Genomic DNA, 25,364 nt, shown 5'->3' on the forward strand with positions numbered 1-25,364 from the left:
TTAAAATTTTTAATTCGCTTCAAAGCCTATGGCTTACTGCCTGAAGCTTAAAGCAAAAATTGCCCGTTACGTTTAGCATCCAAACGCTTCTCCCATCTAAAGAAGTTGTTGATTGTTTAAAAGACGGAAAGTAAACTAACAAAAACAGAAAACATGGCAAAAGCAAATGTAAAAGACCTTTTAGAGGCTGGCGTACACTTCGGTCACATGACTAGAAAGTGGAATCCAAATATGGCTCCATACATTTTTATGGAGAAAAACGGTATTCACATTGTAGACTTACATAAAACAGCAGTTAAATTGGATGAAGCGTGCAGCGCTTTAGAAAAATTAACTTCTGCAGGTAAAAAAGTTCTTTTCGTAGCTACTAAGAAGCAAGCGAAAGAAGTAGTTGCAAAACACGCTTCTGAACTTAATATGCCTTATATTACAGAAAGATGGCCAGGTGGTATGTTAACGAACTTCGTTACTATCAGAAAGGCTGTAAAGAAGATGAATGCTATCGACAAAATGAAAAAAGACGGTACATTCGAAACTTTATCTAAAAAAGAAAGATTACAAGTTGACAGACAAAGAGCTAACCTAGAGAAGAACTTAGGTTCTATCGCTGACATGGTGAGACTTCCATCTGCTGTATTTGTAGTTGATATCTTAAGAGAACACATCGCGGTAACTGAAGCTAAGAAACTAGGTATTCCAGTTTTCGGTATCGTTGATACAAACTCTGACCCTAGAAAAGTTGACTTCGTTATCCCAGGAAACGATGATGCTTCTAAGTCTATTGATATGATCCTTAGCGTAGTTTCTGAGTCTATCAAAGAAGGTCAGTCTCAAAGAAAAGCTGATAAAGAAAAATCTAAAGAAGAAGGAGAAAAAGTATCTGCTGATACAGATGCTGATTTCGATGCAGAATAATTAAAGATTTTCTTTAATATAGAAAAAACGCTGGATTTTGATCCAGCGTTTTTTTATTTATATCAAGAATGATTGCGTAAGATCGTGTTTTTGATTTACTCCGTTTCCACTTTTAATAAATAAGTTTTAGACGGTTTAACTTTACTTCAAAGCATTGAAATATATGAATATTGCTTTCTTCTATTGCATTATTAAGCATTTCTAGACAGCGCAAACACTTTTCTATACTTAGTGATGAGTTTTATTTTTTTTAGCTTTAAAAATAATGTTGTTTTGGTCCTTTGGCTATTGACCAAAAATAAAAGATCCAAATATTTCATTAAAAATAAAAACCTACAGAATTCTGCAGGTTATATTTTAGTTTGAAAGTTTTATAGAATAGGAAGTTGTGACAAACTTTGTAGACTGGTAGGGAGAGTTACAAACCACTCCGGATAATCTGTAGTTCTGATTTTTCGGAACCATTGTATATCCTATTTTTCCTGCACCAATGGGAATCTTCTTGAAGAAATTGCCGCCGCTCACTGTAAGGACCATATTACAAGGAGATTTATTTTCTACGGAAATAGAGGTCTTTGGATTTTTAGGATCATCACTGTTGAGAAGGTCATTAAGTACATCAGCTGTTTCCGGCTTATAGGTCTTTATAAGATCATTATACTCTCTTTCTGTATTGGCTCTGTTCCCTGAATTGTTAGCAGGATAAGGGTAGGAGGTTCTTCCCGGATAGCCTCCATAATTGACATTACAGCTGGCAAGAATCAACGAAATTCCGGTAAGAACTAATAGTTTTTTCATCCTATTTTATTTTTTGACTTTTGTTTTTTCTGTGACTTTTCCGTTATCGGCTCCTTTTGAGGAGGTTTCAGCTCAATGTTGGACGTTTTTGGATTGTCTACCGTTACAAATATACTTTTTTTAATATCTTTCTGAGAGGAATATTTCATATCACAGATATTGCTTCTCAATGTATATGAGTTTTTCTTAAGTACAATGAAATTTTCTGCATGAGCAGGAACAGCAAGGTTGTAAAATTCCTTTCCTTCTATTCGTAATACAATATTGCAGTCAGAGTTATTTCTGAATAAGAGAATGGCCTCATTACGGTTGATATTCTCATTAAACATAGCATTCAGTACCTTCACTGTTCTATCCTTATGTTCGGCAGATGTTTCAGCGATGAGCTTTTTAAACTCTTCAGCATCGTCCGAATTTGGATTTCTCATTACATCCTTAGGAATGTCTGCAATAACAGGCCTTGTTTCCATAGGTTTTGCTGTACGCGCTCCCTTTGTCCATTCTGTGTTTTTTAAAGCAATGAGCTTGGGTTTAAGCACTGTTTTTTTAGGATCGTCAGGGTGTGCGTTCTTCAGGTATTCTTCAATTTCTTTAATGTTTGTGCTTTTTAAAATGTCTTTACTGCTTTTCTGAGCCTGTGTAAAGTGGGGAATAAGAAATGTGAAGAATAAAATCGTTAAAAAATTTTTTTTCATCAAGTTTGTTTATTTCATCAGCTTATCCGGAATTTGATGTAAGTAATGGTTTTTCCTTTCGCTGAGAATAGCTCTTCATAATACGTTTTGATGTCTCTCAAATGTTCTGTATTAGGATCGTATTCTGGTGCACCGTAGATATCATGGTGGGCAGAAATGATTTCATAGCCTGCTCCTTGTAAATATCCAAGAGTATATCCATGCAGGAATTCTGAATCAGTTTTCAGGTGTATAATTCCTCCTGGCTTCAGGAACTTTTTATATCGGTTTAAAAAATCCGGATGGGTTAATCTGTGTTTTGTTCTTTTGTATTTAATCTGTGGATCCGGGAATGTAATCCAGATTTCGTCTACTTCATTTTCAGCAAAGAAATAATCTACAAGTTCGATCTGAGTTCTCAAAAATGCTACATTAGTCATGTTGTTATCCACAGCTTCTTTAGCACCAAACCAAAATCTGGCTCCTTTAATATCAACTCCGATGAAGTTTTTTTCAGGAAATGTTTTTGCGAGTCCTACAGAATATTCTCCTTTTCCACAACCCAGTTCCAATACGATAGGATTATCATTTTTAAAAAAATTGTCTCTCCACTTTCCTTTAAGATCGAAACCATTTAAAGCGTCTTCTCTTGTTGGCTGGATTACATTCGGTAATATTTTGTTTTCTGCAAATCTTGCTAATTTATTCTTGCCCATTGAGTTATAAAATGAGTGCAAAAATAGTGAAAATTTATGGAGTCTCTATGTCTTTTGGTTGTAAAAGACATAGAGATCATTCGCTTTTAGTTTGTATTATTGACTTCCCAAAGCCACCATAATTGGTCTTTCAATTGTTTTTTGTGAAGCATATTGGGCCCCGCAAACAAGGCTGGTAAAAAGATATTGCCCTTTATCTATCACAATGGAACCTTCACCCTGAGCAGGAACTGCAAGTCTATATTTGGTAGTTCCTACACCTTCTATTCTTACGATGATATTACAATCCGATTTATTTTGAATCAAAACAATACATTCTTTAGCATTAGGATCATTATCAAATAGGGAATTTAAGATTTTTACTGTTCTGTTTTTGTGCTCTACAGGAGATACAGCCATCAGCATATTGAATTCTTCTGCTTCAGCATTGGGAATTGCCGTGTTTGCAGTGGTATTCACAACATATGTATTTTGAGCAGTACTTGGGGTAAACACTGTGGTAGATTGTTTTGCAGCCAGCTCAGCTTTATATTTTGCAATTTGTTTTTGTTTGATGATGGCATTCATTTCATCAAAAGTAATTTTGGTAGAAGGTCTTCTCCTCAACATAGCAAGCATTTCCTGCATGTCTTTTACCTTTTGATCAGCAGGGTGTGCATTTTTGATGTACTCTTTCATCATTTCCATTACCCTGGGTTTCAAAACAGATCTTCGGGGATCATCAGGGTGAGCATCCCTTAAAAAGGCATTGATCTCATAGATATTCTTACTTTTTAAAATATCACTATAATCTTTCCCTTTCTTTTGGGCAGAAACCATAAAAAAGAACATACAGCCAAGAAGTAAAAGTACTTTTTTCATTAATTAATATTAAGTTAGAAATTAGGTGCTTCACTCTTAATTTGCGTTTTGGTTGCTTAGTTTTTTATTTGATAACGAAATATCTGGTGTTTTTATTTTAAACACTTGTTTGTGAGATAAAATTAAACATATTTTTGAATATTGAGGAATAATATGTTGCAAAATTTGAATAATCCATATTGAGAATACTTCTAGTAAAGCATAGCTGGTACTTTCAATCATTCAGCAAAAAAATAACCCATGTAATGTACATGAGTTATAAAAATATTTTGAGTTGTCTTTTTAAAAATTTCTAGTTACTGCCTACAACTTCCTGAAGGTGTGAATTTTTGAGTCTTTTCTGATAAATAGGAAGATATTTTTCAATAGGAATTTTTACCGCTTCAAAGTTGCCCGCCAATACATAAGCCTGGATATTTTCGGAGGAATAAACAAACTGAAGGAAATTGTCAATTAAGTTTTCCGGTATTTTAAACTTTATAAAATAATCTTTACCCAGATAATTTTTGATCTGTGCTACGGAGCTGTTCATCCTTTCATAGGCCTGGTAGCGCTGTTTTTTCTTTCTTTCCCCGGAAAGAATATCATAAATACTTTCTAGGCTGAAGGTAAGTCCTCCATCTCGAAGTCCGGCAACAGGAAGTTCCGGTGGTGTTCCGTCTCCTTTGGGTTCAGGAAGACCAATTACTTTTTTAAGGGCATATGCTTTGTCTTCTTTTCTTAAAGAGTTAACGTCATATCGAAGGTTACCGGTAGGCTTGAACCTGCTGAGAACAATCTCCTGAATTTCGTAATATGCGATTTTAAGCTCAACCAGATTTTTTTGTTCCATGGATTGTGGAGTCAGCTTGATATCTTTTCTTTCGGTCACAATAGAGGTAAAGCGGATTACGTCCCCGGTATTGGCCGGGATATTAAAATTTCCATTGTAGTCCGTAAGAACGGTTTTCTGTGTATTCAGATTGGTGACATACACCTGATTGAGATATAAAATAGAGTTGTCTCTCAGAAATACCTCCCCGGAATATATTTGTGCATTAATTTTTGCCAGAAAAACCAATAGCAGTAGAGTAAACAGTTTCTTCATATAATGCGCAAAATTACATAGAAATAAAGCAATTCTGTGTAGTTAGATGAATAATAGTGGTTAAAGTTATATTAAACTTTGGGATTAAATTGTTAAGGAGTGTTAGAAACTTGCCGTTCATTTAAAAAAGGAAACATTTACATAAAAAAAACGGAAGAAAGAAGTACTGAATTTTCAGTTGCTCTTTCTTCCGGCTTTCTGTTGTTATCTATGTTTTACAAGCAGCCAGCTTGTGTATTTTACCATAAGGTTGGAGCCATATTCTGTCCAGGTGATGAAGTACCAATAATTTGCTGTAGGTACATACCTGCCGCCAATTCTTCCATCCCAGGTGTATCTGTTTTCAGGAGTGCCTCTGAAGACTTCTGCACCATACCTGTCAAAGATCCGGAATACAAGATTATCATTCTTCATTAAGGAAGAATAGTCGATGACTTCATTATGACCATCTCCATTCGGAGTAATGGTATTGATCAGGTTAATAATGGCAAATGGTTTTTTAACATCCTCACACATTTTAGAGTCTCTTACAAATATGTTGTGAGCTCCTCTGGGTACATTGTAGAAAACATTGGAACTCTGCCATACCACACCATCTAAAGAATATTCATATGGAGGTGTACCACCGCTCGCCCCAACTTTTACAGTTGTTCCATCAATTTCAATAGAGGTTATGATAGGAAGAGGTAATTCCGTAACATTTACATATTGCTTGTAAACACAGCCATTGGAGGTAAGTTCTACCCAATAACTTCCGGGAGCAACATTCGTAATGGAAGGAGTAGTCGCTCCGGTGCTCCATAAATATTTTTCAAAGCCAGGTCCTGCATTAAGTGTCGTAGTGGTTTTTGGGCAAATTGCCTTGTCTTTTAATATATCTGATTTCTTAGGAACTTTAATATTGATTTTCAGAGTACCTACTTCAGGACAAACTCCATTTTTTTCAAAACGTATATAAAAAGTCTGTGAAGTTGTAATATTAACAGGAGATGAAACTGGATTCACATTATTCTGAGCATCTGCTAAAGTTGCATGAAAAGTGAAGGTAACATTTGGATCTAATGTAAACTGGGGAATAAACTGAGCTAAGTTGACACTTTTTATTCCGTCCAAATCATCATCACAGGTACTTTCTGTAACGGTTTTTGTAATCAATGTTACTTTTGCTCCGATACTAAATTGTAAAGGTTTGATCACAGTAGCACATCCATCCGGAGAATCTACCCTGATGTAAATGGTTGTCGTAGCTGTATAACTCCAGTTATTAGGGAGTGTATTGTTATTCCCAGCATTGGCATCTGCTAAATTTGCATAATATCTTACATTCGTAAAGTAATTCGGATTATTAAGAACAATAGGGGTGATATTGGAAAGCACCACAGTAACTGTTCCATCCAGATTATCATCACAGAAGATGCCATTGTAGTTATCCAGTACAATAGCTTTATTAAAAAGTGATAATGTTATTTGTGCAATATTTTTGCATCCAATATTGTCATTAACAACCGCATATATTATTGTTCCGTTAGCTGCGGTATAGGCAGTTGTATTAGTTATTAGTGCTGCGGCATTTTCATTCTGAGCATCCAAAAGGGTAGGGTAATAAGTAATAGTAACTGGTGAATTACTAGTAACATTTGCTGTAGTCAGGTTGAAGGTTCCCTGCCCATTGATATCACAGGCAAATAATGTTGCATTCATTACGGTTAGAGCCTGAATATTCATCGTAACGGTTATCGTTTCACAATCTGGAAAGTCTGGATCATCTCCACAGAATGTATAGGAGAATGTATCAGTTCCTGATGCTCCGGGAGTATTTACAGTATAAGTAATAACGCCTGTAGTAGAATTTATAACAGCTGTACCCAATGAGGGTATTGTTGTAATAGCTACCGTGCTTGGAACGGGAGTCTGTGGTGAACCGCTGAATGCAGGGATTATAGTTTTAGAATTACATGCAGTGTATGAGGTACTGGATAGTTTTGTACAATTCAGAACTTTAAATTGTTCAGTGACTAAAGGTGCACAGCTTCCCATTGTTACAGAGCATGTATAATACCCTGGTAGGGCAGGGGCAATGGAAGAGGTATTTGCTCCCGGAATTATATTCCCATTTCTGTACCATTGGTAGGTATCATAAATTAAAGGATCCACAGTAAGAACCATCCCTGGAATACAACCACCTCCGGATTGTAAAATAACCGGCTGTGTAGGAAAACCTGCAAAAAAACCTCCATATCCTACTGCATCACTGCCGGCAGTGATACCAGCCATAATTGCTTTATCTGAAACTACAGTAATAGTTCCTGTTACATTAGGTATTCCATAGGTAACCCAATTCGTTGTACCTGTCATATTGTAAGGACCGGTTATTGCAGGAGGATTCGTGCCGTTCACGGTAACACTAGCTCCTCTTTCTGTAATAATATTCAGCTTTGTGGTGATGTTCAGAATACCTCCGGGGTGACCGTTTGAATGAACAAAATTTTCATTAATAAGACCCAGTTCATTAATTTGCTTGGGAAGATAACAGTTTAACGCAGGAATAAAATTGAATCCTCCGGTAAATACTTCACTTCCTGCATTTGAATCTCCAGCTAAAATCTGGTAGACATAAGCATTTTTAGAGGTTTTGAGATATAAATTATAATGACCATTTCCCTGAAGGATATATTTGGAATCAGGAATAATGAAGTATTTTCCTGCATTGATCGTTGCTATAGGAGGGATTTCATTATTGACAAAGACCTGAGTATTGTCTTCAGTAGCAATTACAATGGCTCCTTCTGTACGAGTACCAATTGGTCCGCTACCCTTTACAATGGCAAATTCATTTCCAAGTCTGTTGACAGGTACTGCCTGATCCATTAAAATATCTGAACTAGCGGGATAATTTCCTGCATATTGACCGTTAAAATTTCCATTGGTTACATTCACCGGTTTGTTTGAAGTAATCTTTGCGCCAATAAAACCATTAAAATTTCCTGCTATGTTACCGATTCCGTCAATAATGTAGGATTGCCCCTTATTTAAAGTAAATGTTAATGTCGGGTTGGTTGTTCCAGTCAGTCCATTTGAAAACTGAACAGTAGGACTGTAGCCGGAAACGGTAACAGTGGTGTTATCTTCGGTTGCCAATACGCTGGTCATGAAATTCAGAATGGGGTTGTTCACAGTAATAGGAGCTGTAGCTGCATAAAACTTTAGCCCTATGGAGGAAGTCCCTTTGGAAGTAATGATTTCTGCATGGTTGAATACTGAGAACCTTAAATTGGCATAAAAAGGAAATTCAGCTTTAAGATACAAGCCCTTAGTGGTTGTGGTGAATAAATCTCCCTGCAGTTTGGTAATGATATAATCTCTTAATACATCAAATTTTTGCGGATTATTTTTACTGATATTTACGGTTCCAATTAAAACATTGTTGTTGTAAATATTTACTGGAAAAGGAGTTGTTCTATTGGTAGATAAATACAGTTTTTGATAGGGATTGGGAGCGCCTGTTCTATCTATCATCGGAGCAAACCAATGCTCTCGGTCCAATTGGGAGAAAGCAGAGGTGAAAATGCAAAGCATAAATAGAAAAGATAAAATTTTTTTCATTCAGCGGTGGTCTTTATCACAAATTTAGTGATAAAAAGTATTAAATTATTGAAAATAGAATAAAAAAATATGATTTTGAAATTGTGGTTAAACAAAATTTAAGTTTATATTATTTTTTTCTGCTTTTAACATAATATAAAAAATGAATTGAATTGGAGAGCTTAACAAAAATGAGCCACAATCATCTGATTATGGCTCATTAAATATAGTTTTAAACTAATTATTACTCTCTGTTTTTAACAAGAATCCAACCTGTATATTTTATTGGAGTCTTTTCTTTGTTGGACTCATTCCAGCTGATATGATACCAGTATGTTCCTGTTCCCAATTTTTTATCAAAGTGTTTTCCATCCCATCTGTAGTTGTTGAATCTATTTCCGGTGAACACCATGTTTCCATATCTGTCATACACTACAAAACTCAGATTTTCTTTATAAGCGAGTTCACTGTAATCTATATAATCATTTACATTGTCTCCATTAGGTGTAATCGCATTTAATAGATTAGGAATGGTAACTTCCACAGCAATAGGAGTACAGTTATAAGCATCTTTTACATAGAAAGTGTGTTGTCCTCTTGTTAAACCTGTGAAGGTACTTGAATCCTGCCAGTTTGCAGTTCCATCAACTGCATATTTGTAAGGAGCTTTACCTCCGCTTACAATTACAGTTGCTGTATTATTATTGATCTCAATAGTTTGAATTACTGGATCTTCAACTTTTTTAACTTTTACAGTCTGTGTAAGGAAGCATCCGTTCTTACCAAGAATTACCGTGTATTCTCCAACACCTATATCTCTGATACCTGAAGAGGTAGCTCCGGTGCTCCATTGGTATGAATCATATCCAGGACCAGCGTCCAGGTTTGTTTTCGCATCCATACAGATATACTGATCTACAAGGATTGGAGATTTTTTAATTGGAAGTACAATTAATTCAATTTTTGCATTTGCCGTACATCCCTCAGCAGTTGTTACTTTCACATATACAAATCCTCCTGTTGAAGGGAAGTTGTTGGGTGTTGTAATTTCATTGATTCCTGCAGTAAGATCATTCAGAGTACGGTAGTATTTTTTTGTAACAGCATTATAGTCTGTTACTTTTGCTTTTGTAAGGTCAAAATAAGCGTAAGGATCCACATCGTACCAACAAGCCTTAATGGAAGCATCAGTTACGATGAATGGTACTACGGTAAGGTTCAGGGTTACCTGCTCACAATCTGTAAATTCAACTGAGTTTCCACAGAATTTATAAATGATTTTGTCTGGTCCTAAATACCCAGGATTAGGTGTATAAGTGATTGTTCCGTTTGGATTCACTACAGCTGTTCCTTTGGTAGGAGGAGTTAAAATTACTACTGTACTTGGAACCACAGTTTGAGTGGAAGAAGTAAATGTAGGGGTAATAATTTTAGTAGAACAAGCATTAAGTGCTTGTGTTGTTTCTTTTAAACAAGTTTGTACTTTATAGATAGGCGTTGTTACTGGAGGACATGTCCCCATTGTTACTTTTACGGTGTAATTTCCTGATTGGGTAGGGGTATAAGTATAGCTGGTAGCACCTGAAATGGCAACTCCGTCACGGAACCACTGATATGTTTCATATCCATCGTCTACCTCAAGAACGATTCCCGGAACACATTCACCTGTCTTTTTCGCAATGACAGGGATTGATGAGAATCCGGCAAAGTACCCTCCGTATCCTGCAGAACTATATCCTCCGTTGATACCTGCTGTTACAGCTTTTGTAGAGGTAATCTTAATATTTCCGGATACACTGTTGATTCCATAGGTAACCCAGTTAGCATTTCCTGCCAATGGATAAGGTCCGGCTTCAGGCAAAAGAGGAGCATCATTTACCATGACAGTAGCACCAGCTTCTGTTAGGATGTTTAATTTTACTACAAGATCACTTGTTGTCATGCTGGCTCCTCCTACTCCAAGAGGCATTTCATTGATCTTCCCGATTTCATCAATTTTTCTTGGAAGGAAACAGTTTAATGGCGGAATATAGTTGAATCCATTGGTAGCATCACTTAATAATACTCCAATAAATTGATATAAATATACATTTTTGGTTGTGGAAATGAACATGTTTGAATGTCCTGATGTCCCCTGAGCAACATAGCTGGTTTCATTAATTCTGTACCATTCTCCGGCAGCAAGTGTAGCAACAGCAGTACCTCCGCCATTTAAATATACTTCGGTATTATCTTCAGTGGCCACAATAAGACCGCCCTCCATATTTAAGGTAGGAGCAGTAGATCTTGTTTTTACTATGGCAAAAGTATTTCCAAGTCTGTCAACCGGAACCGATTGATCGAGAACCGGATCACTTCCTGTTGTTGAAGCAGAGAAATTGGCATTACAGCTTCCATTGGTCAATGTTACTGGTTTGGTTGCAACTATTTTGGCACCAATAAAACCTGTTTTGTTTCCGGACTGAGAGCCAGATCCTGCAAGAATGAAAGATTGTCCTTTTTGTAAAGTAAAGGTCTGAGTATTTCCAGTTGGGCTACCGTTAATAAAAACTACTCCGGCAGTTGGATTCCATGATACTGTTACATTCGTGTTGTCTTCCGTAGCAAGGACACCTGCAGTAAAATTCTGAATACTACTGGTATTGGTATTAGGAGCAGCAGCAACGAAAAATGTTTTTCCAATTCCAGCCTTTCCTTTACTGGTAATGACTTCCCCGTGAACACTCTGTGCTAGTCTTAAACTACAGTAAAAAGGTTTGGCTGCTTTTAAATAAAGCCCTTTGTTACCCACAATGAATGCTTCGGTAGATGTTCCTGTGGAAATAAGGTTATTGGCAACCTTATAGGTTTGTGGATTACCTTTACTGATTGTAACGGTTGTAACCACAGCATTGTTGTTGTAAATGGTTACGTCAAAAGGAGTGTCTGAATCAGTGGAAAGGTATATCATATTGTTATACCCTCCAACACTGTCATAATAAGGAGCAATCCAATGCTCGGTATCCCTTTGTGCAAAGAGTGTATTAATTGTCAAAAAAATTAATACCAAACTGAGTAGAAATCTTTTCATGTGTATGGAATTAGGATTTCTACAAAAATAAAATAAAAAATGAAATACTTTTAATAAAATTTAAATAAATGTTAAAAAACCGTCTTTGATATTTAATTAAAAGCCATCTTGAATATGAAACTGGTAATTGAATATTGTCCTCAGTCTATATAATTATCTTTCAGTATTTCCTGGAGAAAAATTTTGTCTATTTGAATTGTTTAAAACCTTATTGGTTTTACCTCCGGATGATCGTTTTGCGTTAATAAGTATAGCAGAAGTAATATAAAAATAAAAATCCCGATGAAACTTCACCGGGATTCTATATTTTTTGAAACAGTTAGCTTATAGGCTTACTCTTACAAATCCTGTTACTTTTAGGTCTGCGTTTACAGATTTTACGTAATCAGCAACTGAGATACTTCCGTCTTTAATGAAATCCTGGTGTACCAAAGTGTTATCTTTGTAGAATCTCTGCATTTTACCTTTCAAGATGTTATCGATAATGTTTGCAGGCTTACCTTCTTCAGTAAGTTTGTGTCTTTCAATCTCTAACTCTCTGTCGATAGTTTCCTGAGAAACTGCAGTTTCGTCAAGAGCAATTGGGTTCATTGCAGCAACCTGCATAGAAACAGCTTTAGCAGCTTCTTCAGCTCCGTCTACTTTAGCAGAAAGAGAAGTAATTGCAGCAATTTTGTTTCCAGCGTGGATGTAAGCTCCTAAGAAATCTCCTTGGATTCTTTCGAAAGATCCGATTTCAATTTTCTCACCGATAACTCCTGTTTGCTCAACTAATTTCTCAGCAACAGTGATTCCGTGGAAATCTGTAGCTAAAAGCTCTTCTTTAGTAGCAGCGAAGATAGCCATTTCAGCTAATTCGTAAGCTAGCTCAACGAAAGCTTCATTTTTAGCAACGAAGTCAGTTTCACAATTTAAAGAAATTACAGCACCTAAAGTGTTGTCTTCGTTTACTCTTGCGATTACTGCCCCTTCAGTAGACTCTCTGTCAGCTCTGTTAGCAGCAACTTTTTGTCCTTTTTTTCTAAGGATATCTACCGCTTTTTCGAAGTCTCCTTCAGCTTCAACTAGAGCTTTCTTGCAGTCCATCATACCTGCACCTGTTTGGTTTCTTAATTTAGCTACGTCTGCAGCAACTGGTGTATAAGACATAATATCTATTATTTTTTATTTAAGATTAGTATTAATTTTTAGCTTAATTTTAGAGCAGTGCAAAGATAATGATTTTAATGATAAACTAAAAAATGACTTTTCACGTTATTAATATATTTAATATTATTTTAAAGGTTTGATTAATGAAAAAAATCTTCTTCCTTCTATTTATATGCATTTTTGCTCTAGGTTTTTCTCAAAAAAAGAAAAAAACAAAATCTAAAGCTGTTGTTGAAAAAGAAACTGTAATTATCTATACTGAACAGGAAGCTGAGATTTCAAAAGAGGCAAGAATAATTGCCGGATTTTTGAAACAGAACCCTGGTCATGCTAAAACTGACTATTTCAAAAGAAAGCTGATTGATATTATTATGGCAGATAATTCTCCGGAAGCAAAGCCTACAATTAGACCAATTAGTAAAGATAAAATTGAAAATATCGTTAAAAATAATGAACTGAATAGCGGTAAAACACTTGCTGCAAATAAAACAAACACAGTAAATGGTAAGGCTGTGTCTAATAATACTGCGGCTGCTATTGAAGCTCTAAAAGAAGAAAGAAGAACTACTTTTGCATCGGTAGGATCTGCAGGTACAGCAAAAACGGCAGGAACATCTAAAGCTGAACCAAGTGAGGAAGGGAAAAGGAGAGCAGCAATGCTTACTCATCTTTTTAATAATGATATCAACAAAAGTGAAGCTTATATCAATATCAAGAACAGATCAGCCTGTAATCTTATTGTTAAGATCAGCGGGAAAAAATATTATAATCTAACGGTTCCAGCAAAAGGAGAGAATTTTATCCTGGTTGATAAAGGAGAATATATAATGACCACATCAGTTTGTGATGCAAAATATTCATCTGTAAAGAAAATTACTCAGGATATTGAAATTGCCCTGAATGTTGCGGAATAGAATAAGAAAGAAGAAAACTAAAGAAAAAAGGTTAAGAAGAAATTCTTAACCTTTTTATTTTTTTATCCTTTAAACTGACCCATTGCAATGAATTTGTCCTGTCTTTGGGTTTCAAGCTCCTGTCCTGTAAATTTGGAAAAAGCCTTGATATTTTGTAAAATTGAATTTTTCAAGTTCAAATATGTGGTTTCCTGATCATAATGAGCACCTCCAAGTGGTTCCTCAATGATTCCGTCAATGAACTTTTCTCTTAAAGCATCTGCTGGTGTAAGATTTAATGCGTTGGCTGCATCTTCTTTATGATCCCAGTTTCTCCATAAGATAGAAGAGCAGCTTTCCGGTGCAATTACTGTATACCAAGTGTTTTCCAACATATATACTTTATTTCCAACACCTATACCTAATGCTCCACCACTGGCACCTTCTCCGATGATGTAAGTGAAGATTGGAGTTTTCAGCTGAACCATTTCAAAAATATTTCTTGCAATAGCTTCTCCTTGTCCTCTCTCTTCAGCTTCCAATCCAGGATAAGCTCCCGGTGTGTCTACTAAAGTTACCACAGGGATATTAAACTTTTCAGCAAGCTTCATTAATCTTAAAGCTTTTCTGTATCCTTCCGGATTTGGCATTCCAAATCTTCTGTGCTGTCTTTCTTTAGTCGTTCTTCCTTTTTGAGTCCCTATGATCATTACTTTCTGACCATCAAGGGTAATCAATCCTCCAATCATTGCCGGATCATCAGCGAAATTTCTGTCTCCATGAAGTTCTAAGAAACTGCCTTTGTCTGCCATTCCGTTGATGTAGTCCAATGTATAGGGACGATCTGGGTGGCGGGACAGTTGTACTCTTTGCCAAGGTGTAAGATTTGAATAGATTTCTTTTTTCTTTTCTAAAATCTTATCCTCAATCTGGCTGCATGCTAATTTTACATCAACACCACTTTCTTCTCCTACTAAAGAACACGTCTGATATTGGTCCATCAATTCTTTGATAGGAAGTTCGAAACTTAAATATTCCATTTCTTGAAGTAAATTAAATCTTTCAAATGTATGAAAAATTATGGTTATTCTATTTAAAATTATTTATAGCATTGTTTATTCTGGAGATACTTTCCTCTTTACCAAGGGTTTCCAGAATGTCCGGTACGTCTGGTCCTTTCAGCTCTCCTACCAAAGATAATCGTAACGGCATCATTACTTTACCCATTCCTATTCCTTTGTTTTCAGCAAAATCATGCATGGTTTGCTTTAATGTTTCAGCCATAAAGTCTTTAGCTTCAAATGCAGCAGCCAATTCTCCTAAAATTGCTGATGTTTCTTCATTCCATGCCTTTTTCGATGCTTTTTCATCGTAAGAAGTTGGAGCTTCAAAGAAGAATTTTCCACTCTCATAGATGTCTTTCGGGAAAGTGGCTCTTTCTTTCATCAGATGAATTACTTTCAACAGTTTTTCATCAGAAGTACCGGAAAGATCAAGATCTGTATTCTTAAGGATCTGAAGAAGTTCTTCATCAGACTTCATCTGAATATACTGATGGTTGAACCACTCGGATTTTTCTTTGCTGAATCTTGCCCCTGCTTTATGTACTTTATGAAGATCGAATTCCTTGATCATTTCATCCAAAGAAAGTATTTCTTTATCATCTGCAGGAGACCAACCTAATAATGCTACCATATTGATGAAAGCATCAGGAAGATATCCGTTTTCTCTGTATCCTTTAGAAACTACACCTGTAGCAGGATCTTTGAAGTCAAGAGGAAATACGGGAAATCCGAATTTATCACCGTCTCTTTTGCTTAATTTTCCTTTTCCTTCTGGTTTTAAAATTAAAGAAAGGTGTGCAAACTGTGGTGCTTTCCACTGCATTGCTTCATATAATAAGGTATGAAGTCCCAAAGATGGAAGCCATTCTTCACCACGGATGACGTGAGAGATTTCCATTTCATGGTCATCAATAATATTGGCAAAATGGTAAGTCGGCATTCCGTCATTCTTTACCAGAACTTTATCATCTAAAGTATTGGTATTGACTGAGAATTTTCCACGAATAATGTCTTCAAGGTTTAATACTCTGTCAACAGGCATTTTAAATCTTACGACATAAGGCGTTTTTTCATCCAATAATTTTTGGACTTCTTCTTCAGAAAGGGCAAGGCTGTTTCTTAAACGATTTCTTGTTTTATTATCATAAGAGAAAACATCTCCTTTTGCTTCATATTCTGCACGCATGGCATCCAGTTCTTCTGCAGTATCAAAAGCAATGTAAGCATAATCTGTCTTTAAGATCTGTTCTGTATATCTGTCGTAGATGTCTCTTCTTTCAGACTGTCTGTAAGGAGCAAATTTTCCTCCTTTTTTAGGACTTTCATCAGGAATGATTCCGCACCATTCTAAAGCTTCTTCAATATATTCTTCAGCTCCCTCTACATATCTGGCTGTATCTGTATCTTCAATTCTCAATACAAATTCTCCCCCTTGATTTTTAGCAAAAAGATAATCATATAATGCGGTTCTTACGCCTCCCAAATGTAATGGTCCTGTAGGACTTGGAGCAAAACGTACTCTTACTTTCTCCATTTCAATTTTAATTTTTGCAAATTTACTTAAAATTATGCGTTTAAGAGATGATTTCTGACCGTGTATTGATTTTTTGATCCTGACTTTTTTATTTATTTCTTTAAATTTTCTTCAAATACCGCTTTCAACTCCCTCGTATTATATTTTCAAATAATATTTTTAATCAAAGAATATTAATCTGTGAATATTCTTGTTGTGGAAATTGGGTTCATAAAGGGAAATTATTAAATTGATTTCAGTATTCTATTTATAGTCTAATCAAGTTTGTTTGTGTAATTTATTTTACTTGTTAAATCACTAATTAGTGAGAGTGTATACCTTTGTTAAAAGCGTTTTAAATAACTATTAATTTCACTAATAAATGATATATGTCAGCTGTTGTTTTATATTTCACATAGTATTGAAGTTTATATTTGTTGAAAATTTTAAGATAATACTATGAAAAAACAAATTTTATTTAGCTTCAGTGCAGCACTGTTGCTTTTCATGGGATCATGTTCTTCAGAAGATCTGAATAATAATGAATCTACGGCTGATAGCCCAGCAAAAACTAATCGTTTGTCAGCAGCGAAATTTGCAGGAGACGGTATTTATGATGTTTTAGGACACGGTTTTAATGCTGCTGGTGAATATGCCAACGCTAATTCTGCAGGTTTTAAAGTAATTGATATTGAACGATTTAAAAATGAACAGGCAGCAAGATTACTCTCTGAAAATACAAATACACAACAGTACATTGAAGAATATGGAGAAAATGCAGAAACCTATTCTAAAATGGTTTCTACAAAAGTAGATGTTACCGCAGGAATTCCATTATTTAAAAAAACAATATCAGTAGGATTTAATTCTGCAGTGACAACCAACCATAAATTTGATGCCAAATACATTTATGGCAGTTACAATCTTATCATTAAGCAAAAAAGACTAAGATTCAATGCTACCACGGATATGTTAGCAGATTATGTAACTCCGGAATTTACCCAGGATCTGCAAACGAAAACTCCTCAGCAGATTGTAGAGGATTATGGAACCCACGTTATGGTTGATATTTATACCGGAGCTAAAATGGATATCATGTTCCAGTCTGAAACAACTAACGAAAGCCGTGACCGCGCTGCCAGAATTGGAGTAAAAGTGGGGGTGAAATCTATCTTTGATGTAGATGTAACCAATGATGTGAATACTTCGGAATCATCTATGAATTACTCTAAGAAATTATCCTACAGAACAAGAGGAGGAGATCCTTCAAAAGGTTTGGTTGGAGAATTGAATCTGGATCAGAATACACCAAAAATTAATATTGCAAACTGGCAAAGCAGTTCTACAGCTAGTAATTCTGTATTGGTAGAATTTGGAAATAATGGGCTGGTTCCTATTTATAATCTGGTAAAAGATGTGGTCAAAAAAGCTCAGCTTAAGGCGTATGTAGATCAGTATTTGATTGATAATCAGATTTCATTGGAGTATAATACCACAATGTTATATGGCTACCAAAATCAGGCGGACAGTAATCATTATTTCACTTTCAATACAAACCTTCAGCCATCTTCTTACTGGACTAATGAAGGACCAACATTTAAAGTTTTTCAGTACAAAGCACCAGATACAGTTCCTATTTACTGCTATAAAAGTACTTCAGGAGCAGATCATTACTTTACACAGGCAAGTACGTTACAACCATCTTCTTATTGGAATGTTTATATGGGGGTAGCATTCTATGCTTATAAAACTCCGGGAGCTGGAAGAATTCCTGTATACAGCTATAAAGCTAAAAACGGGTCAGACCATTATCTTTCAGTGTCACCTAATTTAGGTCCTGTGAACTATTGGAGTATCAGAGAAGGTATTGCTTTCTATATTCCAGCTAATTAATTTTTGGATTTATATAAATCAATTTGGTTATACATTATGGGTGGAGTCAGTAATTCTGGCTCCGCTTTTTATTTATCATTAAATAGAATCTGAGTTTGATGTGAAAATAATAATAGTAATTATTTATTTTTATTATTTCTCTATTATGTGATGTTGAAACTATTTATTAATAGAGTTTTAACTGGTTGTTAAATTCACTGATTAATGATATATATCATTCTGGAATTGTTTTCTCACTGGGTGATGAATATTACATTTGCAGAAACTTTTTAATAATCTATGAAAAAACAAATTGTATTTTGCTTCAGTAGTTTACTGATGCTTTTTATGAGTTCATGTTCTTCTGAAGATCTTAACTCAGAGGTAACGCCTGAAAGTCCGGCAGCAAAGGCTAATAACAGAATGTCTGCAGCCAAATTTGCAGGTGACGGAATTTATGATGTCTTAGGACATGGTTATAATGTTGCCGGTGAATATGCTAATGCAACGGCAGCAGGTTTTAAAGTGATCGATATTGACCGTTTTAAATTGGAACAGACCAACAGACTAGTCAGCGAAAACACATACTCTCAGGAATATGCTGAAGATTATGGTGAAAATGCTGAGGCGTATTCTAAAATGGTTTCAACCAAAGTGGACGCAACAGTTAATTTTCCATTATTTAAAAAAATACTCTCTGTAGGTTTTGGCTCAGCTGTAACGAGTAACAATAAGTTTGATGCAAAATATCTTTACGGAAGTTATAATCTGACGATCAAGCAGAAAAGAGTAAGATTCAACGCTACTACAGATATGTTGGGTGATTATGTTACTCCTGAATTTGCTCAGGATTTACAGACAAAAACCCCACAGCAGATTGTTCAGGATTATGGAACTCACGTAATGACTGATATTTATACAGGAGCAAAACTTGATATTTTATTCCAGTCTGAAACAACGAGCCAGACTCGTGATAAGGCAGCCAGAATTGGGGTAAAGGCAGGAATGTTGAATATTTTTAATGTGAATGTGGATAATGATGTGAATACTTCTGAATACCACATGAACTATTCTAAGAAATTGACTTACAAAACAAGAGGTGGGGATCCTTCAAAAGGTTTAGTAGGAGATTTAAACCTGGATCAGACTAACCCTAAAGTTAATATTTCCAATTGGCAGAATAGCTCCAATGTAAGCAATTCTGTTTTGGTAGACTTTGGAAGCAACGGATTGATCATTATTTATGACTTTGTAAAAGATCCTGTTAAAAAAGCTCAGCTAAAAGCTTATGTAGACCAATATCTGATTGATAATAAAGTCTATCTTGAATTTAAAACAATTCCAATTTACAGATATTATAACGGAGTAGATCATTACTATACAAAAATTGCAGGAAGCTACAATGGATATTCTTTTGAAGGAACAGAGTTTAATGCATTCTTATATAAAGCTCCCAACACAGTTCCTATCTACAGATACTGGAACGGTAAAGATCATTACTACACAAAAACTCCGGGATATTATTCGGGATATGTATCTGAAGGAATCGAGTTCAATGCTTTTGCTACTCAGCAGCCTAATACAGTTCCTATATATCAATATTGGAATGGTAAAGATCATTATTATTCAAGATCCAGCGTAACGCCTCCGGGTTACATTAAGGAATCTGTTGAATTTTATGCATACTAACTAAATAATATTAATATTTTACAACAAAGAAACCGTCTCAATTTTGAGACGGTTTTTTTTTTATAACGAGAACAAAAAATGAATATTTGCAAAATATTTTCGTTGATTAAAGGAACAGTGAAAGAATATTGCCAGTAGTCGTTTATTAAAAATGTATTTTTGTAACTTATAAATTTAGTTGATCAATGAAAAAGCATTGTTCTTTATCAGATAAAATCTGTTTCAGAAACTAGAGGAATAGTATTACAAATTTTATTACTTCCATGGAGAAGGTTTGAAACTAAATAATTTAACTTACTAACAAATGAAAATTATTTTCCACGAAAATCAATTATGTTATAGAGGGACTTCTAATGCTCTTTTTGATTATGCTTATTATAATGAGGAAATGCTTGGTAACGAGTCGATGATTCTTTATCCTAAAAATAGTCCGAATAATGCTGAAGAAGCTATTGAACGTTTTAAAAAAAAGTTTAACGTTGTTGGATATAGCGATATCAAGGAAAGAGATGAAATCATTAAAAAGGCAAATGCAGATCTTTTCTATGCAATAAAATCCGGTGAAAGAGAAACAGATACTCCTCATGATCTTATTAAAACGGCTATTCATGCGGTTTTTAAATACAACGAACCCTATGGAGATGTTTATGCCTATGTTTCTGAATGGCTGGCCAAAACGATGAGTGGTGGAAAGCTTCCTTTTGTTCCCCACATTGTAGATCTTCCTGAGGTAAATGGCGATCTTCGTGCTGAGTTGAATATTCCGAAAGATGCAGTGGTATTTGCAAGATATGGAGGAACTGAAACTTTTGATATTGGTTTTGTAATGGAAGCTGTCAAGAAAACAGCTCTGAAAAATAAAAATATATACTTTGTTTTTATGGGAACTGATGAATTTGTAAAGAGAAATTTTTTCAGGTCTTACAAGAATATTATTTTTCTTCCACCAACAACTGATGTCGAAAGAAAAGTGAAATTTATTAATACTTCTGATGCATTTTTGCATGCCCGCACGCAAGGAGAGAGTTTCGGAATGGCTGTAGGTGAGTTTTCTATTAAAAATAAACCTATTATAACATGGTCCGGATCTGATGAGAAATCACATCTTGAGATTCTGGGAGATAGAGCTATTGTATACAAAGATAAACAGGATATCATGCAAATCCTGAAGAACTTTCAACCGGATGCAGGTAAAAACTGGGATTGTTACTCAGAGCTTTTCAATCCAAGGGCAGTTATGGAGAAATTTGAAAATGTTTTTATCAAATAAAATAGTAAAGGCTAATGTAACAACATTAGCCTTATATTTTGGTCTGAAAGAATTAAAAAAGACTTCTAATTCTCATCTTTATTTTTTTTGTGAAAGATAAGTTCAGATTGAGTTTTTGCTGAGGATATTTCTTTGAAAAGGAAAGAATAAATTCATCAATGTTTTTTGCAGGGAAAAAGGAAAGCTCTTTCCAAATGCCCTTATATAAAGGATGGAAGTCTATAAATGTCTTATAATTGTCAGCATTCACCGTTTTCCAGGAATTTAAAAATGCTGAGGTGTCAAAATCATTTTTATGCCCCCAGTTATTGATTTTTTCTGAAATTTCATTTTCTTCCCGTGCCCATGACTGATGTATTAAATAAAAATCCAGTGGCAGGATTCTGCCTTTATTTGTATTTCTTGCATATTCATAGTGAGGGTTGTTTGTAATAAGCATACACTTTTCATCAAAAGGAGTAATCACAAAAAAACCTTCAGTATTATGTTTGAATAATGTCACAAAATTTACCTGAAAATTAAAAGGATTTTTAGCCGGATTCTTTAATAAAAATTTATTCCCTTTCAAAAACTTTGCTAATACTCCAAAGTCATAAGCATATTCATCTCCATCCATCTGGATATGCCATCCGCCAGAGCCCATTTTCTCCGCCATCATGTTCCTTTGTCTGGTCTCCAGCTCCATTGGCTGCATCCCTTCAATGAAAAAAGTGTCTTTGTAAAAGATGATTTTATTCTGAGTATCCAATTTTTTGATATCACTGAAAACACTTTCAGGAATATGAATATCATTGCCAGCCCAGGTTTTATTATTGGCATCATAGCTTATTACGATACAGTCTGCATGCTCATAAATATGCTTGAGAGATGTAAAGATGTAACAGTAGTCATATGATAGAAGATATCCTACTTTAATAATATTTTTTTTACTCATTTTTTATTTTATCTAAATTGGAATAAAGACCGTCTAATATACCTTTTATGTAAGCTTTCGCCATGGAAAATTTTCTTTTTTTAAGTGCTTTCCTTGCGAACTTCCATCGTTCTTTGGTCACATATTTTAAATTCCCGTCATACAGTCTGCACATCCAGATCCGGTTTCTGGTGATATAATACTCATAAAAACTGCCTTTATCGCTGGCAAGATTGAAAGCTTCACATTGTGTATTAACCGCAATTTTCCATTGGGTGTTTTTAAGAAGACGAAGACACCATTCAGACTCTTCATAATACATGAAAAAGCTGGTGTTCATTAATCCTACATCATCCAATATTTCTTTTCGGAACATCAGGGCACTTCCATCTACATATTTTATATTGTAGTTATAATGAGGAGCATTCACATGGTTTTTATCCTGTTCAGAATTGGTGTGTCCTCCCTGAAAGCCTTCTTCCGGGAATAACAGCCCACCGTCTGAGAATATTCTGTCACGAATGTTTCTGTAGCAGATTCTTGGGCCAATGATTCCAATACCTGGAAATTCTTTTAAATCGTTATATAGCTGACTGATTGTGCTGCTGGATATTTCAATATCCGGATTTAATAATAAAAAATAATTCTTACCATCTTCAATCGCTTTTTTAATTGCTAAATTATTACCGAAAGCATAGCCACCGTTATAATCACTTAAAATATAATTGATTTGCTTTTGTGAGCCCAGTTGCTCTATTTCCTTTCTGTCTTTTGAATTATTATCTACGATATAAATAGATTGTTGTGAAATACCTTCGCTTAATAATGAATTAACCTCTCGCTGGGTATCCTCAAAAGAATTGTAATTCAGTATGATAATGGCCAGGTCATCCATTAGTGTAAAATCTTTTTCCATTTTTCAATTGCTTTTTCTTCAGAAAAATTATTTTTAAAATATTCCTCAGCCTGTATTTTTATATCCTGATAATAAGATTGATCTTGCAGTAAAGACATGATCTGATCTTTAAAAATTTCAGGATGATCACTTACCAGGCAACCATTTGTTGTCTTTGACGGGAAGCCGTCAATCGCTCTTTCTGTTCCTACAATAGGAAGTCCGTAAGATAAGGCTTCAATGACTTTGATTTTGATGCCTGTTCCCTCCAGCATTGGACAAATTGCAATTTTTGACTGGTGGTAATATTCCTCCAGACTTTCTACAAACTCTATTAATGTGACGCCTTCTCTTTCTTTAATATGTTTGCAAATTCTTCCGATAATTACAATGTTGATATTTGGAGGAAGCAATGGATATACATGATCAAAAAACCACTGTATGGATTGTATATTGAAAATATTTTCAGATCCCACGAATATTAAATCATACTTTTTACCATCATTACTTTTTTCAAAATGAGAGGGGAAAGAAGGAGGTATGTTGATTACTTTTTCACCTAAAAATCTTTTAAAAACAAGGTTTTCATCTTCTGATATGGTGATAACTTTATCGAACTTTGAAAGATTATTGATTTCCTCATTGAAACGTTTTCCAATATCTAATGATTTGTTTTTGTAGAATTCATTGAGGGTAATCCAATCATGGGTATCTATGATCTTTAAAGTGTTTTTCATAGATTCATGGTCAACTAATCCTGCCCAGAATTCATAATTGATGATGATGGCATCATATTTTTCCTTATTGAAGATGTCAGAAAATTCTTTCTTGGCAAAATCTGTCAATAAGTGGTTATACTCATTAGGCTTTTTATAAAATTTTGATATTTTGTACTTCCAATATGCGGAAGATGTTTTTACTTTTAATGGTCTGTGTTTGATTAAAAACAGATTATCAACAATATTTTGATCAATATCTGTAGTATCGTTTTGGCTCTTATAAATCTCAGCGGCTCCTACCAGATCAATGTGATATCCCATTTTCTTTAAAACAGTAAGGGTCGTTTTTGCTCTCGTGGTATTTCCTGCTCTGTTTGAAAATGGATTTTCAGGAAAAAAAAATAGAATTTTTTTGGTCATTATAAAGATGTAATGGCGGAATTAAATTTGTTGATGATGGTATCCCATGAATAGTTTTTTAAAACATAATCTCTTGCTTTGATGCCTTCAGAAACAAGCTCATTCTGTGGTTGTTGCATATAAAACGTTAATGCCTGAGAAAACTCTGCACTGTCTGTAAAGCTTTTCCCGGTTTTACTCTTGTCAATATGAGAATACAAAACCTCACAGTTTTTATTTACAATGATAGGGATTTTCAATAACATGGCCTCTAAGGTAATCAGTGAAAGGCTTTCATAGAATGAGGGCATTATAAGTGCGCTGGCATTCTCCAGTAATGCATTTTTGAGGTCGTGGTCTACAAATCCGGTCAGGATAATATCATCTCCCTGAGTTATTTTTTCCTCAAGAGAATTTTTGCCTGCCAAAACTAACTTTACATCTCGATATTCAGGATGTTTTTCTTTGAAATCTTTAAAATATTCAATCATCATGACACAGCCTTTGTCTTCAACAATTCTTCCAATATAAATAAAGTATTTGGTCTGATAAAGATCCTTAGGCAGTTCACCCGATGCTGCATCATAATCATCAAAACCAATTCCTGCAATTTCTGATTTTAGCTTTTGTGCCTGAGGATAAACGCTCTCTACAAAATCTTTTTCAATCTGTGTATTGTACATGATGAATTTTGGAAGAGAAAACAATTGAGAATAGCCATCAAGATAAAACTGAGGCTCATCGTGAGCCGTTGGAATAAGAATACTTTTATCAGCAACTTCTCTGATTCCTATATTGGTAGGGTGGTATAAATAGGTAAAGAAAATAAAAGCCTTATAATCTTCTTTTTTCTCTTTTATAAACTGAATTAAATCCTGGGAGAATGGTCCCTGTACTTCTAACCATTCATTGAAATTAAAGTCTTTTTTGTTGTATTTAAATCTCTTATAAAGCAAATAAGGGAAGTTTAAAAAACTTAGCTTTCTATTATAATATTTATATAAGCTACGAGCTGTTTTACTTAGCTCATTAAATCTTTTTAAATCCTTTTTTAACGTTTTAAATCTTCTTACTTTAATATCATGGATGATTTCAATGCCTTCCGGATAGTGGTTATCCCAACGTTCGAATTCTATAGCACAGGTTGTAATAATTTCAATATCATAGAGAGCAGACAATTTTTCAGCTAATAATCTTGCGTGAAGTTCTGCACCTCCGTTGATCTCCAGCCCATATCTTTGGACTACTATTGCAATTTTGTCTTTCATCTGAAATATGATAAGCT

Annotated in this window: 19 protein-coding genes; 5 read left to right on the top strand and 14 right to left on the bottom strand. The window is 34.8% G+C overall.

Annotation, left to right across the window (positions count from 1 at the left end; genetic code table 11):
- Positions 1-153 precede the first annotated feature (153 nt).
- Entirely contained in the window at positions 154-915 is a 762-nt protein-coding gene (gene rpsB / locus REB14_RS04485) for a 30S ribosomal protein S2 (protein WP_062675707.1), read from the top strand.
- A gap of 357 nt (positions 916-1,272) precedes the next feature.
- On the opposite strand, the gene REB14_RS04490 is transcribed toward rpsB, so the two are convergent.
- The 8 genes from REB14_RS04490 to tsf form a co-directional block, all read right to left on the bottom strand.
- Entirely contained in the window at positions 1,273-1,713 is a 441-nt protein-coding gene (locus REB14_RS04490) for a DUF6759 domain-containing protein (protein WP_079243370.1), read from the bottom strand.
- Positions 1,710-2,408 (bottom strand): DUF6759 domain-containing protein, encoded by a 699-nt coding sequence (locus REB14_RS04495; protein WP_309521619.1) that lies wholly within the window; start codon positions 2,406-2,408, stop codon positions 1,710-1,712. Before REB14_RS04495 ends, REB14_RS04490 begins: the two co-directional genes overlap by 4 nt.
- Before the next feature lie 17 nt (positions 2,409-2,425).
- Complete coding sequence (gene trmB, locus REB14_RS04500; RefSeq protein ID WP_034692928.1) at positions 2,426-3,103, bottom strand: tRNA (guanosine(46)-N7)-methyltransferase TrmB; 678 nt, start codon at positions 3,101-3,103, stop codon at positions 2,426-2,428.
- A 96-nt stretch (positions 3,104-3,199) separates the two neighbouring features.
- Positions 3,200-3,964 carry a DUF6759 domain-containing protein gene (locus REB14_RS04505; protein ID WP_309521620.1) on the bottom strand — a complete coding sequence of 255 codons (765 nt, stop codon included), beginning with the start codon at positions 3,962-3,964 and terminating at the stop codon, positions 3,200-3,202.
- A 292-nt stretch (positions 3,965-4,256) separates the two neighbouring features.
- On the bottom strand, positions 4,257-5,051 hold the full coding sequence (locus tag REB14_RS04510) for a hypothetical protein (RefSeq protein ID WP_079243368.1): 795 nt from the start codon (positions 5,049-5,051) through the stop codon (positions 4,257-4,259).
- 204 nt (positions 5,052-5,255) lie between these two features.
- Complete coding sequence (locus REB14_RS04515) at positions 5,256-8,654, bottom strand: T9SS type B sorting domain-containing protein (protein ID WP_309521621.1); 3,399 nt, start codon at positions 8,652-8,654, stop codon at positions 5,256-5,258.
- A 223-nt stretch (positions 8,655-8,877) separates the two neighbouring features.
- Positions 8,878-11,703: a T9SS type B sorting domain-containing protein gene (locus tag REB14_RS04520; protein ID WP_079243367.1), complete on the bottom strand. Its 2,826-nt coding sequence runs from the start codon at positions 11,701-11,703 to the stop codon at positions 8,878-8,880.
- A 324-nt stretch (positions 11,704-12,027) separates the two neighbouring features.
- Positions 12,028-12,852, bottom strand: coding sequence for a translation elongation factor Ts (gene tsf, locus REB14_RS04525; RefSeq protein ID WP_034692936.1), 825 nt, complete (start codon positions 12,850-12,852; stop codon positions 12,028-12,030).
- A 143-nt stretch (positions 12,853-12,995) separates the two neighbouring features.
- On the opposite strand from tsf, the gene REB14_RS04530 reads away from it, so the two are divergent.
- Positions 12,996-13,766 (top strand): DUF6759 domain-containing protein, encoded by a 771-nt coding sequence (locus REB14_RS04530; RefSeq protein ID WP_309521622.1) that lies wholly within the window; start codon positions 12,996-12,998, stop codon positions 13,764-13,766.
- Positions 13,767-13,828: 62 nt separating this feature from the next.
- On the opposite strand, the gene REB14_RS04535 is transcribed toward REB14_RS04530, so the two are convergent.
- Positions 13,829-14,785 (bottom strand): acetyl-CoA carboxylase carboxyltransferase subunit alpha, encoded by a 957-nt coding sequence (locus tag REB14_RS04535; protein WP_047435651.1) that lies wholly within the window; start codon positions 14,783-14,785, stop codon positions 13,829-13,831.
- A 49-nt stretch (positions 14,786-14,834) separates the two neighbouring features.
- A complete protein-coding gene (gene gltX / locus REB14_RS04540) occupies positions 14,835-16,343 on the bottom strand; it encodes a glutamate--tRNA ligase (RefSeq protein WP_309521623.1) in 1,509 nt (502 codons plus the stop codon).
- A 438-nt stretch (positions 16,344-16,781) separates the two neighbouring features.
- Between gltX and REB14_RS04545 the strand changes: the two genes are divergently transcribed.
- From REB14_RS04545 to REB14_RS04555, 3 genes are all read left to right on the top strand, one after another.
- Positions 16,782-18,215 carry an MAC/perforin domain-containing protein gene (locus REB14_RS04545; RefSeq protein WP_079243364.1) on the top strand — a complete coding sequence of 478 codons (1,434 nt, stop codon included), beginning with the start codon at positions 16,782-16,784 and terminating at the stop codon, positions 18,213-18,215.
- A 279-nt stretch (positions 18,216-18,494) separates the two neighbouring features.
- Positions 18,495-19,883, top strand: coding sequence for an MAC/perforin domain-containing protein (locus REB14_RS04550; protein ID WP_079243363.1), 1,389 nt, complete (start codon positions 18,495-18,497; stop codon positions 19,881-19,883).
- Between the two features lie 304 nt (positions 19,884-20,187).
- A complete protein-coding gene (locus tag REB14_RS04555; RefSeq protein WP_309521624.1) occupies positions 20,188-21,153 on the top strand; it encodes a glycosyltransferase family protein in 966 nt (321 codons plus the stop codon).
- A gap of 52 nt (positions 21,154-21,205) precedes the next feature.
- Here REB14_RS04555 and REB14_RS04560 read toward each other — a convergent pair whose 3' ends face one another.
- Genes REB14_RS04560 through REB14_RS04575 form a run of 4 tightly spaced genes read right to left on the bottom strand, consistent with a single transcriptional unit; the run spans position 21,206 to position 25,347 of the window.
- Entirely contained in the window at positions 21,206-22,087 is an 882-nt protein-coding gene (locus REB14_RS04560) for a hypothetical protein (protein WP_079243361.1), read from the bottom strand.
- Positions 22,080-22,982: a glycosyltransferase family 2 protein gene (locus tag REB14_RS04565; protein WP_309521625.1), complete on the bottom strand. Its 903-nt coding sequence runs from the start codon at positions 22,980-22,982 to the stop codon at positions 22,080-22,082. Before REB14_RS04565 ends, REB14_RS04560 begins: the two co-directional genes overlap by 8 nt.
- Positions 22,961-24,100, bottom strand: a complete 1,140-nt coding sequence (locus tag REB14_RS04570; RefSeq protein ID WP_309521626.1) for a glycosyltransferase family 4 protein — start codon at positions 24,098-24,100, stop codon at positions 22,961-22,963. The genes REB14_RS04565 and REB14_RS04570 overlap by 22 nt, the downstream gene beginning before the upstream one ends.
- Positions 24,100-25,347 carry a glycosyltransferase family 4 protein gene (locus REB14_RS04575; protein ID WP_309521627.1) on the bottom strand — a complete coding sequence of 416 codons (1,248 nt, stop codon included), beginning with the start codon at positions 25,345-25,347 and terminating at the stop codon, positions 24,100-24,102. The genes REB14_RS04570 and REB14_RS04575 overlap by 1 nt, the downstream gene beginning before the upstream one ends.
- Between the last annotated feature and the right edge of the window lie 17 nt (positions 25,348-25,364).

The sequence above is a fragment of the Chryseobacterium metallicongregator genome (assembly GCF_031324065.1).
Classification (GTDB): domain Bacteria; phylum Bacteroidota; class Bacteroidia; order Flavobacteriales; family Weeksellaceae; genus Chryseobacterium; species Chryseobacterium metallicongregator.

Bases quoted from the DNA above. Each gene is read 5' to 3' on its own strand.
- rpsB (WP_062675707.1), top strand. From the start codon at position 154: ATGGCAAAAGCAAATGTAAAAGACCTTTTAGAGGCTGGCGTACACTTC.
- REB14_RS04490 (WP_079243370.1), bottom strand. From the start codon at position 1,713: ATGAAAAAACTATTAGTTCTTACCGGAATTTCGTTGATTCTTGCCAGC.
- REB14_RS04495 (WP_309521619.1), bottom strand. From the start codon at position 2,408: ATGAAAAAAAATTTTTTAACGATTTTATTCTTCACATTTCTTATTCCC.
- trmB (WP_034692928.1), bottom strand. From the start codon at position 3,103: ATGGGCAAGAATAAATTAGCAAGATTTGCAGAAAACAAAATATTACCG.
- REB14_RS04505 (WP_309521620.1), bottom strand. From the start codon at position 3,964: ATGAAAAAAGTACTTTTACTTCTTGGCTGTATGTTCTTTTTTATGGTT.
- REB14_RS04510 (WP_079243368.1), bottom strand. From the start codon at position 5,051: ATGAAGAAACTGTTTACTCTACTGCTATTGGTTTTTCTGGCAAAAATT.
- REB14_RS04515 (WP_309521621.1), bottom strand. From the start codon at position 8,654: ATGAAAAAAATTTTATCTTTTCTATTTATGCTTTGCATTTTCACCTCT.
- REB14_RS04520 (WP_079243367.1), bottom strand. From the start codon at position 11,703: ATGAAAAGATTTCTACTCAGTTTGGTATTAATTTTTTTGACAATTAAT.
- tsf (WP_034692936.1), bottom strand. From the start codon at position 12,852: ATGTCTTATACACCAGTTGCTGCAGACGTAGCTAAATTAAGAAACCAA.
- REB14_RS04530 (WP_309521622.1), top strand. From the start codon at position 12,996: ATGAAAAAAATCTTCTTCCTTCTATTTATATGCATTTTTGCTCTAGGT.
- REB14_RS04535 (WP_047435651.1), bottom strand. From the start codon at position 14,785: ATGGAATATTTAAGTTTCGAACTTCCTATCAAAGAATTGATGGACCAA.
- gltX (WP_309521623.1), bottom strand. From the start codon at position 16,343: ATGGAGAAAGTAAGAGTACGTTTTGCTCCAAGTCCTACAGGACCATTA.
- REB14_RS04545 (WP_079243364.1), top strand. From the start codon at position 16,782: ATGAAAAAACAAATTTTATTTAGCTTCAGTGCAGCACTGTTGCTTTTC.
- REB14_RS04550 (WP_079243363.1), top strand. From the start codon at position 18,495: ATGAAAAAACAAATTGTATTTTGCTTCAGTAGTTTACTGATGCTTTTT.
- REB14_RS04555 (WP_309521624.1), top strand. From the start codon at position 20,188: ATGAAAATTATTTTCCACGAAAATCAATTATGTTATAGAGGGACTTCT.
- REB14_RS04560 (WP_079243361.1), bottom strand. From the start codon at position 22,087: ATGAGTAAAAAAAATATTATTAAAGTAGGATATCTTCTATCATATGAC.
- REB14_RS04565 (WP_309521625.1), bottom strand. From the start codon at position 22,982: ATGGAAAAAGATTTTACACTAATGGATGACCTGGCCATTATCATACTG.
- REB14_RS04570 (WP_309521626.1), bottom strand. From the start codon at position 24,100: ATGACCAAAAAAATTCTATTTTTTTTTCCTGAAAATCCATTTTCAAAC.
- REB14_RS04575 (WP_309521627.1), bottom strand. From the start codon at position 25,347: ATGAAAGACAAAATTGCAATAGTAGTCCAAAGATATGGGCTGGAGATC.